Consider the following 9,881-nt stretch of genomic DNA (forward strand, 5'->3'; position numbering starts at 1 on the left):
AGAAATGGGCCCAGGTGTGGGAAGAGGTGAAGTACTGCTCCGAGCGCTGCCGCCGCCAGCGCAAGCCGCCGCCTTCGCCCGGAGCACAGCCATGAGCACGGTGCTGGTGTGGCTGCGCCACGACCTGCGCCTGCACGACCAGCCCGTGCTGCAGGCCGCAGGCCAGCTGGGGGCGCAGCACCTGCTGCCCGTGGTGTGCCTGCCCGATGTGCAAGCCAGCACCCCCTGGGGCTTTGACCGCATCGGTCCGCACCGCCGCGCCTGGCTGGCCAATACCCTTCAAAACCTGCTCCAGCGCTTTCAGAACCTGGGCTCTCAGCTATGGATTCTGAATCAGCCGGCAGCCACCGCCCTGCCTGCGCTGGCGCGGGCCGTGGGGGCTACCACCCTCGTCTGCGAGGACATCGCCGCCCCCGAGGAGCAGGCCGAAGTTGCCGCCCTGCGCGCTGCGGGCCTGCAGGTGCACACCGTGTGGCACAGCAGCCTGCTGCACCCCGACCAGTTGCCGTGGCCGGTGGCGCAGTTGCCTGCCGTGTTCACGCCGTTTCGCCAAGCGATTGAGCGTGCCGGGCTGCAACCCGCAGCACCCCTGCCAGTACCGGCCGCACTGCCCCCCTTGCCACCTGAGTTGCCGACGGCACCCCCAGGCGCACCAGCGCAAGCCCTGGCTGAATTGGCCGGGCTGCCCCCGGCTGCCGATGCACGCAGCGCCTTCCCCTACCTGCAAGGCCATCTGCACGGCGGGGAGTCAGCCGCGCTGGCCCACCTGCGCCAGTATCTGGAACGCGGGCTGCCCCACAGCTACCAGCGCACGCGCAACGGCCTGGTGGGGCTGGACTACTCCAGCAAATGGTCGCCCTGGCTGGCCACGGGGGCGCTCTCGCCGCGCCAAGCCATCGCCCAGCTGCGGCAGTTTGAAGCCACACACGGCGCCAGCGATGGCAGCTACTGGCTGTGGTTTGAGCTGCTGTGGCGCGATTACTTCCGCTTTCTGCACCTGCAGCATGGCCACACGCTGTACCGGGCGCGTGGTCTGGGCCCGGCGCAGGCCACGCCCCACAATGACCAGCACTTTGCCGCCTGGTGCGCCGGGCAGACGGGCCAGCCCCTGGTTGACGCCGCCATGCGCGAGCTGGCGGCCACCGGCTATCTCAGCAACCGCCTGCGCCAGGTGGCGGCCAGCTATCTGATCCACGACCTGGGCTGCGACTGGCGCGCTGGTGCCGCCTGGTTTGAGGCACAGCTGCTGGACTATGACGTGTACAGCAACCAGGGCAACTGGCTGTACATCGCCGGGCGGGGCACCGACCCACGCGGTGGGCGCCGCTTTGACCCCGTCAAACAGGCCGCCACCTACGACCCCGACGGGGCCTACGTGCGCCTGTGGGGCACGGCATGAGCAACACCCGCACACCCACCCCCACCGCCCCGCACGGCGCACACACCCTGCGCCTGCTGCTGGGCGACCAGCTCAACCCGCAGCACAGCTGGTTCCAGCAGGTGGATGCGCAGGTGGTCTACGTGCTGATGGAAGTGCGCCAGGAAACCGACTACGTGCTGCACCACGCACAGAAAATTCTGGCCATCTTTGCCGCCATGCGCGATCTGGCGCACCAGCTGCGCACTGCGGGCCACCGCGTGCGCTATGTGGCGCTTGACGACGCCAGCAACCGCCAATCCATCCCCGACAACCTGACTGCATTGGCCGCGCACTACGGCGCCCACACGGTGCAATGGCAGCAGCCCGACGAATGGCGGCTCGACGCCCAGTTGCAGGACTGGGCCCGCACCACCCCACTGCACTGCAGCGTGGTAGACAGCGAACACTTTCTGACGGCGCGGAACGATCTGGCCACCCAGATGCACGGGCGCCGCCAGTGGCTGATGGAGCATTTCTACCGCGGCATGCGCCGCCGCTACCGCCTGCTGCTGGACGAGCACGATCAGCCCGCAGACGGTCAGTGGAATTTTGACCATGACAACCGCAAGCCCTGGCCCGGCACCCCGCCAGAGCCTGCGGACTGGCGCCCCACGCACGACCACCGCACACTGTGGGCCATGCTGCAGCGCTGCTGCATCCACAGCTTTGGCGAGCCGCAGGCCGACGCCGTGCGCTGGCCGCTGAACCGTGCCGAGGCACTGGCCTGTCTGGAGGCCTTCATCACCCACGCCCTGCCGCACTTTGGCGACTATGAAGACGCCATGGCCAGCCAGGCCCCGCGCCTGTTCCATTCGCTGCTCTCCTTTGCGCTGAACGTAAAGATGCTGCACCCGCTGGAGGTGCTGCAGCGCGCCGAGGTCGCCTGGCGCACCGGGCAGGTCCCGCTGGCCGCAGTGGAAGGCTTTGTGCGCCAGATTCTGGGCTGGCGCGAGTACGTGCGCGGCATCTACTGGGCGCACATGCCGGGCTACGAGCAGCGCAATGCGCTGGACCACCAACTGCCGCTGCCGCACTGGTTCTGGAGCGGGGACACGGACATGCGCTGTCTGCAACTGTCGATTCGCCAGTCGCTGCAGACCGCCCATGCCCACCACATCCAGCGGCTGATGGTGATCGGCAACTTTGCCCTGCTGGCGGGGCTGGACCCGGCCGCGCTGCACCGCTGGTACCTGGGCATCTACATCGATGCCTTCGAATGGGTGGAGCTGCCCAACACCCTGGGCATGAGCCAGCGCGCCGATGGCGGCCTGATCGCCACCAAGCCCTATGTCAGCAGCGCGGCTTACCTGCAGCGCATGGGCGACTATTGCCAGGGCTGCGCCTACAACCCCAAGCTCAAGACCGGCCCGCGCGCCTGCCCCTTCAACGCCCTGTACTGGGACTTTTTTGCGCGCCATGCCGAGACACTGGGCAGCAACCACCGGCTGGCGCTGGTGTACCGCCAGTGGCAAAAATGCCGCACGAGCAGCAAACCGCCCTGCAAGCGCACGCACAGCAGGTGCGCCAGCAGCTCGCTACCCTGTAACCACAACCCCACTCCACAAGGCCTGCCATGCAATCCCTGCCCACTGGTTACCAAGCCCTCATCCTGGGGGCCACTGGCGCCATCGGCGGTGCCCTGGCCGCGCAGCTGGCCGCGGACCCACGCTGTGCCCAGGTGGTTGCCCTGAGCCGCCAGAGCACGCCTGCGATGGATTTTGAACAACCGCAGAGCATTGCCACTGCCGCCGAGGCGCTGCGCCCGCAAGGGCCCTGGCACCTGATCGTGGTCGCCACCGGCATGCTCAGTGGCCCCACCGGCGGTCCCGAAAAACGCCTGACCGACCTGAATGCCACGCACCTAGCGGCCAGCTTTGCCACCAACACCATCGGCCCGGCCCTGGCGCTGGCGCATTTCGCGCCGCAGCTGGCCAAGGGGGAGCGCAGCCTGCTGGCGGTGCTGTCGGCCAAGGTGGGCAGCATCGGCGACAACCGCCTGGGCGGCTGGTACAGCTACCGCGCCTCCAAGGCCGCGCTGAACATGCTGCTCAAGACCGCCGCGATCGAAGTGGCGCGCACCCACCCCCAGGCCGTGCTGGCGGCGCTGCACCCCGGCACGGTGGATTCGGCGCTGTCGGCACCGTTTCGCGGGGCGCAGATCGGCCGTGGACCTGCGGCGGCCGCGCAGGACCTGCTGGCGGTGCTGGATCGCCTGCAACCCCAAGACAGCGGCGGCTTCTGGGCCTACGATGGTCAACGCCTGCCCTGGTAAGCCCTTCGCCCACTTTGCACCAAGGAGAACCCCATGCGCATCCTGCTGACTGGCGGCACCGGCCTGATTGGACAAGCCCTGTGCCAGCACTGGCAACGCCAAGGCCACGAACTCTGGGTCTGGAGCCGCGAACCGCACAAGGTGGCAGCCCTGTGCAGCGGTGCCCGCGGCATAGCCCACCTGCACGAACTGGAAGGTACATCGCTGGACGCGGTGGTGAACCTGGCCGGCGCCCCGATTGCAGACCGCCCCTGGACCACATCGCGCCGCCAGGTGCTGTGGCGCAGCCGCGTCGAGCTGACACGGACCCTGGTGGACTGGATGGCGCAGCAGCCCCAGCCGCCGCGTGTGCTGCTGTCGGGCTCGGCAGTGGGCTGGTACGGCGATGGTGGCGACGCCTGGCTGGATGAAAGCAGCCCGGCCGGTGCGGCCGATTTTGGCAGCCAGCTGTGCATCGCCTGGGAGCAAGAGGCCGAGCACGCGCGCCGCTTCGGCGTGCGCGTGGCCCTGGTGCGCACCGCACCGGTCCTGGCCCCCCGGGGCGGCATGCTGGCGCGGCTACTGCCCCCGTTCAAGCTGGGCCTCGGGGGCAGACTGGGTGATGGCCAGCAGTGGATGCCCTGGATTCACCTGGACGACCAAGTCCGGCTGATGGACCACCTGTTGCACCACGCAGACTGCAGCGGCCCCTTCAATGCCTGCGCGCCGGAGGCCGTGCGCAACGCCACCTTCACCCAGACCCTGGCCACCGCCCTGCACCGCCCGGCCTGGCTGCCGGCACCGGCCTGGGCGCTGCGCATGGCGCTGGGCGAAATGTCCGTGCTGCTGCTGGGCGGCCAGCGCCTGCGTCCCCAACGCGCGCAGGCCGCGGGATTTGCGTGGCAGCACCCCACGCTGGCGGGCGCCTTGGACCAGTTGCTGCACCCACCGGGTGCCTGATCCGCAGCCCGCGCGCGCGGCCACTGGCAGCCACCGACTGCGCCTGTCGGGGATTCTCTGGGCCAGCACCGCCCGCCTGGCGCTGCCACTCGGGCAGTGATCAAGCACCCTCGCGTATGCCTACGCACGGACTGTGCGGGCGCTTGCGGCCCCTCATTTGCGCGGGGCGACGCATCACGCTGCAGCGGGGCCGCTGTGTGAGCGCTCAGGCCGCCAACAGCTGCTCGATCCAGGCCTCGGGCTGTGAAAACAGCAGGTTGGAGGGCAACAACTGCCCACGCCCGTCGATCTCAAGCAAGAACGTGGGCACGCCCCGTGCGCCCATCTGCTGCAGCCAGTGCTGGGCTTGCTGCGTGCGCGCGGCATGCGCCTGCAGCAGCTCGGCATCGGCCGCGGTCAAGCGCTGCGCCGCCTCGGCCAGCCCCAGGCCTTGCAAGATCACGGCCAGTTGGTCCAGCGACGTCACATCCTGCCCGTCGATGTAGCGCGCCTGCTGCATGGCCTTGAGCGCTGCCACCTCCTGCGTGGGGGCTGTCAACGCCACCGCCGTCAGGGCCAGGCTGATAGGGCCGCTGTCAAAGCGCTGCTGGCGATCGGCCAGCACCTGGGTGCGGTAGCGCGGCGAAAAGTGCTGACCGGTCAGTTGCTCGATGCGCTGGTCGTTCGTCCAGGCGTAGGCGGCAAAGTCGTCGTCCATGGCGCGCGAGCCGGCGCCCGAAAACATGCCGCAGGGCCACAATTTCAGTTGCAGCTGCGGCAGGGCGGCCACCTGGGCCACGACAGCCCCGGCGCCATAGCACCAGCCGCACAGCGGATCAAAGATGTAATGCAGGGTTTTGCTCATGTTCCATTCCAGTTCGTGCGGGGCCACCGGCACTGCCGCGGCCCCGCGTGGCCGCTTTACAGCAGCACGATGTCGTATTGTTCTATTCTTGCAATTTAATTCATTTAATTTCAATAACTTGCAAAAGTTTTTACTCCAAAAAATCAGCCTAGCTACACATTTAGCTACACACCAGCCATACAATGGCTTTCGCCATATTTACCAACCCACTATGGAATGAGCCCAAGCTTACTCAAGGAGGGAGATGCTATACATCCCCTTGAGCATCAGCACATATTCCATCACTTGCAGCGCCGTGTCCGTAGCCCAGTCGTTCACATCAGCTAAGTTCATGCAGGAAGGTTTCCAAAGCCCATCACACCAGCAGCAGCTGATTTCCCACTTGGTGGCCCTGATGCGCTCAAACACTGGTGGCTGCAGCTGCGCCGCTTTCCAGCGTTTTGCGATGTCCAGCTGCAGCTGAGCTGGCAACGCGCCTTCGCCTTGCAGCAGCAAGCGTAGCCCAAGCCCTGCTCCCCAGCCTTCTTGCCGTAGTTGCACCATGGTCAAGTTGGGCCATGCTGGTGCCGCACCAAATGCACGCGGCAGCTGAATCGTCAGCATGGGTTGCCCTTGGCGTAGGTGCACGGCCAGTGACAGCGGCAAAGGCTCTTTGACTCCCTGCACTTGCAGTTTGACCGACGTGGCGTTGGTCAGTTGGGCTTGCAAAGTGCGCTTCACGCATCGCCACCACGCCAGCCGTAGGTCTGGCACATCGCCCAATGCTTGAAACAGCCGTTCATGCCACGCAATGCGCCTGGCCAAAACTTTGGCACTCAGGTTCATGGCTTCGGCCATTTCTTGAATAGCCAACATGACGTGACCATGCGCAGGAGCCTGACCGAGCACCCGCCTTGCAAACGTCAGCACCCAAGGTACATCACAGCGCCCGCTGTCCAAGTGCCACAACAAAGCGTTGATCGTGTCTGGCGCTTGATGCGGTGCACCGTACACAACCGCTTGCGCATCTGCCGAATCCCACCACTGCAGCCAGTTGGCTGCATCCGTGATGTCCTGGCTTTGCAAGAATGCGACCAGGCGGCGCAAACGCTGCACGGCCTTGAGTGCAGCTACAGGTTGGGTGATTTCACCTTGCCACAGTAATACGGCCAACTCAGCATCTTCATCAGGCCCGTATTGCTGCAGCAGTGCCACCAGCCGCGCCAAGCTGCCCAAACCCAACTGGGGCACGGCACACCGTGCAAATGCCTGCCATGCAGCGGTGCGCTGGCTGATTGGCTCAACCCCCTGCAAAGCCGCATCAGCCAATTCCAGCACCATGGCTGATTGCGGCTCCATGGATGGCCTTGAGGCATGCACATAACGCCCAGCCTCGGCACAGCCATTGAAGCAGCACGGCCACTGCCCACTGAATTCATGCGGAACAGGCGTTGAGGTATCCAGTGCAGGCAACGTCATCACCGCCGCCAGCAAACGCCGGTAGCGGTACCACCTCAGGTGATAAGGGTGCATGGTCAAACTTTCAAAACAGGCACGCCGCAACGGCACCTGAGTGCAGCCTCCAAAGCCAAGCACCAGGCGCACAACGTGCACAAGGGAAATCAGAAGAAAGAGAGCGAGAAACTGAAACTCAAGCCAGCGCAATGGCCGTGCCACGGCGGCTGCGTAAACCGACTTGCACCACCTTGTCCAAGGTGGCTTTTTCTGACCAGCGGGCGTTGGTGTTGCGCAGCTTTTTGCTGCCCCAATGCTCCAGCAAGGCATTCCAAGGAGTGAGCGGCACTCCATCCATCAAGGGGTCAAGCACCAGCAAAGAATGTGGTTTGCCATCGGCATACATCACACCCACTGCCAGCACCCAATGACTGTAGCTGGGCGAAGTGAAGCGCACCAGGCACACATGGTCTGATTCCAGTGCAGCCACTGTGCGGGCCTCAACATTGCGACGCAGCTGGCGGCACAGCAGTTGCTCAGAAAACGGTGCAAACTGCTCTTTGATGGCTGCGCTGCTACAGCCGCTGAAGTACAGAGCTTGGCCCATGGCACTCACTTCCATCAGCCGTGCATCAAGGTCGCTTTCATACAGGGCATCGCGTGACACCTGGCCCAACAGCATCAAAGCCATCAACACGCAGTGGTGCCCGCAAGCCATGTCGTTTTCGCCCTGGCGCAGCAGCAGCTTGTTTTGATGGGCCATTGCACCTGAGCGGCCCACACTCAGCTGCGAGTGCAGCACAAAGCGCCGCCCCAGCATCAGTACTCCTCGGGCAACAACAGCGTGGTGCAACTGCGGTCAGCCTCCGTGATGATCCATAAGCGTTCTGCCTTGGAAATCACATACACCGACATCAGCCTGTAGCCGTACTGCAAAGCCTCAGCATTACTTTGCCGATCTTCGGTACAGATATCGCCCCAATCACCCGACACATGGCGCAGCACAAACGGCAGTGCTGTCAGTTGATGGGTTTCCAGAAGCTCCAATGCCCCAGGTGTGGCCAGTACTTGGCCCAGGGCAAACAAGGGCGTACCTGCAGCAGCCTTGTCATGAGCAGCAGGAGAAGAATCGTTCGGGCATGCGGCGGCCTGACCTGTATCAGTCATAGAAAACTCCAAAAGGGAAAAGTGAGAAAGAAGTGCCCTGTACTGCCCAACACTTCCCCCAAGGGTCATGACCTCAAATTGACAGGCATGGCTACGCCGCACAAGCGTTCAAAACGCATGCACGAGCAAGCTACCTGATCAAATCAGATGCACAAAACGGGGGAAGCTCAGGACATCGAGCGAGAGAAACAGATCGATCAATGATCGAGCGGCCGATTACGCTGTGCAACACAAGCGTAAGCTCATTTTAAACAATGCCAACATTTGAATATCAAATATATTTGATATATATAAATGGATATTTAAAAGTTAAGCTGAACCAGTGACAAATAGGCTAAATAGCAACTTCAGGCTGGTTGCAGTCGGTCAAGACCGAACGACCAATGACTGTTGATGCTCAGGGCAGTGATTGGGCTGAGGCTAGCCTAGCTAGGAATAGCTGGTCGATTCACTGTGAAATAACAAAGCACCCTAACGGGTGCTTTGTTTTCAAGTTGCCGCATTGCGAAAATTAATCCACTCGCTCAGGCTCGCCAATACTCTTCAAGAGAGAGTTGTATTGAACCTTGTCGGAGACATAGATCTTTTCCAAGACATAGTTGGCAACTTTGGCTATCTCAGGAATTTCAACAGGCTTGAAGCCTCTGTCTGGAACCGCCTCTAGGTGTGAGAGCTCGTTGTTGAGACGATTGACGAGCGTAATGGCTGTGTTTTCCTCTTCTCCAAAGAATTTCTTGATTCGCTCAAAGGAGTCGTTCTTGTCGTCTTGGTATGGAAACTTGAAGAACAAGAATGTCTCTAGGAATTTGCGCAGATTGTTGCCGAATGAATAAAAAGGCTCATGTGAAACCTTAGCGTATTGATCATTGCGGCATTTATAGATCTGATGGAATAGGTAGTTGAATTCGGTGATATGTTCTCTGAGATAGGATGGCATTAACGAAATAGCACTGGCACCACCGTTTCTCTCGATCAAGAAGTGCTGGCTGCCTCCATGGTTTTTTTCTGGTGGCAGGGAGAGCTTCTTAAGATACTTCAGAAAGTCCAAATTGTGCGTGGAGATAAACAGTTGCTTGTAGCGATACGAATTTGAGCCGTCTGGCTTCTTCACTGGCTTGGTGATCAAGCTTTCAATCAAACTGAACATGAAGAAGATGTGATTGCCATCCAAGCTTGAAATTGGATCGTCAATGTAAATGATTAATTCTTTGCCTTTGCTCTTTGGATCTTCAAGCTTGGCCATGAAGTAGCAGAATGCGATGAGCATTCGCCTTCACTGAGGTTGTAGGCCGACTTGCCGTTGCGGGTGATCTCAAACTTGACGGTCGCGTTGTCTGCACCGTCGCGCGCTTCCAGCTTGATTCCGTCATGGCCGAAGAAGTTGTTGAGCAGGGTATTGACTCGTTCCGCCCCCTTGCGCTCATCCTTCTGTTTTGCCCTCAATGTCTGGATCTCAGCCTCGGCGTCACGAATTTCTTTTTCTGCATCGGTGCAGGCCGTGCTTGCGGTGTCAGCGGTGGCCTTAAGTGTGGCAATCCGGCCAAGCTCCTTGTCATAGGTTATGGCCTCAGCAAAGGCGAACACATCAGCCAGGCGAAGTGCCTCTCTGGCACTGGTTTTGTGTTTTTCTAACGTGGCAGTCTTGCTGTTGCTCGTGCCGATCAAAGCATTTATGTCGGCAACGTGTTGATTTCCACGCAGAACTGACCCGCAATTTCCATCTCAAACTGACCCACCCTTTGGCTTGAGCCGTAAGGCTCAAGATGTGGATAAGGTTTTGTTTCTCTCCTTCTTTGTGGACGGTT

At 61.8% G+C, this 9,881-nt stretch carries 8 protein-coding genes and 2 pseudogenes; 5 read left to right on the forward strand and 5 right to left on the reverse strand.

Going from position 1 to position 9,881, the window contains the following annotated elements:
* The first annotated feature begins 14 nt into the window (after window positions 1–14).
* The 5 genes and pseudogenes from SJH88_RS19760 (at window position 15) to SJH88_RS10495 (ending at window position 4,631) form a co-directional block, all read left to right on the forward strand.
* Complete coding sequence (locus SJH88_RS19760) at window positions 15–95, forward strand: DUF2256 domain-containing protein (protein ID WP_420921735.1); 81 nt, start codon at window positions 15–17, stop codon at window positions 93–95.
* Entirely contained in the window at window positions 92–1,399 is a 1,308-nt protein-coding gene (locus SJH88_RS10480; RefSeq protein ID WP_274754431.1) for a DASH family cryptochrome, read from the forward strand. Before SJH88_RS19760 ends, SJH88_RS10480 begins: the two co-directional genes overlap by 4 nt.
* Window positions 1,396–2,966, forward strand: a pseudogene (locus tag SJH88_RS10485) (cryptochrome/photolyase family protein). Before SJH88_RS10480 ends, SJH88_RS10485 begins: the two are co-directional and overlap by 4 nt.
* A gap of 27 nt (window positions 2,967–2,993) precedes the next feature.
* Entirely contained in the window at window positions 2,994–3,692 is a 699-nt protein-coding gene (locus tag SJH88_RS10490; RefSeq protein ID WP_274754432.1) for an SDR family NAD(P)-dependent oxidoreductase, read from the forward strand.
* Window positions 3,693–3,725: 33 nt separating this feature from the next.
* The gene (locus SJH88_RS10495) at window positions 3,726–4,631 is read left to right on the forward strand and encodes a TIGR01777 family oxidoreductase (RefSeq protein WP_274754433.1); all 906 of its coding nucleotides are present in this window, start codon (window positions 3,726–3,728) and stop codon (window positions 4,629–4,631) included.
* A gap of 205 nt (window positions 4,632–4,836) precedes the next feature.
* On the opposite strand, the gene SJH88_RS10500 is transcribed toward SJH88_RS10495, so the two are convergent.
* From SJH88_RS10500 to SJH88_RS19765, 5 genes and pseudogenes are all read right to left on the reverse strand, one after another.
* Window positions 4,837–5,475 carry a DsbA family protein gene (locus SJH88_RS10500; RefSeq protein ID WP_274754434.1) on the reverse strand — a complete coding sequence of 213 codons (639 nt, stop codon included), beginning with the start codon at window positions 5,473–5,475 and terminating at the stop codon, window positions 4,837–4,839.
* A gap of 228 nt (window positions 5,476–5,703) precedes the next feature.
* Window positions 5,704–7,131, reverse strand: coding sequence for a hypothetical protein (locus tag SJH88_RS10505; RefSeq protein ID WP_274754435.1), 1,428 nt, complete (start codon window positions 7,129–7,131; stop codon window positions 5,704–5,706).
* Window positions 7,106–7,711 carry a hypothetical protein gene (locus SJH88_RS10510; RefSeq protein ID WP_274754436.1) on the reverse strand — a complete coding sequence of 202 codons (606 nt, stop codon included), beginning with the start codon at window positions 7,709–7,711 and terminating at the stop codon, window positions 7,106–7,108. The genes SJH88_RS10505 and SJH88_RS10510 overlap by 26 nt, the downstream gene beginning before the upstream one ends.
* Before the next feature lie 17 nt (window positions 7,712–7,728).
* Complete coding sequence (locus SJH88_RS10515; RefSeq protein ID WP_274754437.1) at window positions 7,729–8,076, reverse strand: type I restriction endonuclease subunit M; 348 nt, start codon at window positions 8,074–8,076, stop codon at window positions 7,729–7,731.
* Window positions 8,077–8,587: 511 nt separating this feature from the next.
* Window positions 8,588–9,741, reverse strand: a pseudogene (locus SJH88_RS19765) (AAA family ATPase).
* Window positions 9,742–9,881: the final 140 nt, after the last annotated feature.

The sequence above is a fragment of the Comamonas sp. GCA5 genome (assembly GCF_036541385.1).
GTDB classification, from domain to species: Bacteria; Pseudomonadota; Gammaproteobacteria; order Burkholderiales; family Burkholderiaceae_C; genus Comamonas; species Comamonas aquatica.

Coding starts and splice junctions, on each gene's coding strand:
- SJH88_RS10500 (WP_274754434.1), bottom strand. CDS start 5,475: ATGAGCAAAACCCTGCATTACATCTTTGATCCGCTGTGCGGCTGGTGC.
- SJH88_RS10480 (WP_274754431.1), top strand. CDS start 92: ATGAGCACGGTGCTGGTGTGGCTGCGCCACGACCTGCGCCTGCACGAC.
- SJH88_RS10515 (WP_274754437.1), bottom strand. CDS start 8,076: ATGACTGATACAGGTCAGGCCGCCGCATGCCCGAACGATTCTTCTCCT.
- SJH88_RS10490 (WP_274754432.1), top strand. CDS start 2,994: ATGCAATCCCTGCCCACTGGTTACCAAGCCCTCATCCTGGGGGCCACT.
- SJH88_RS10495 (WP_274754433.1), top strand. CDS start 3,726: ATGCGCATCCTGCTGACTGGCGGCACCGGCCTGATTGGACAAGCCCTG.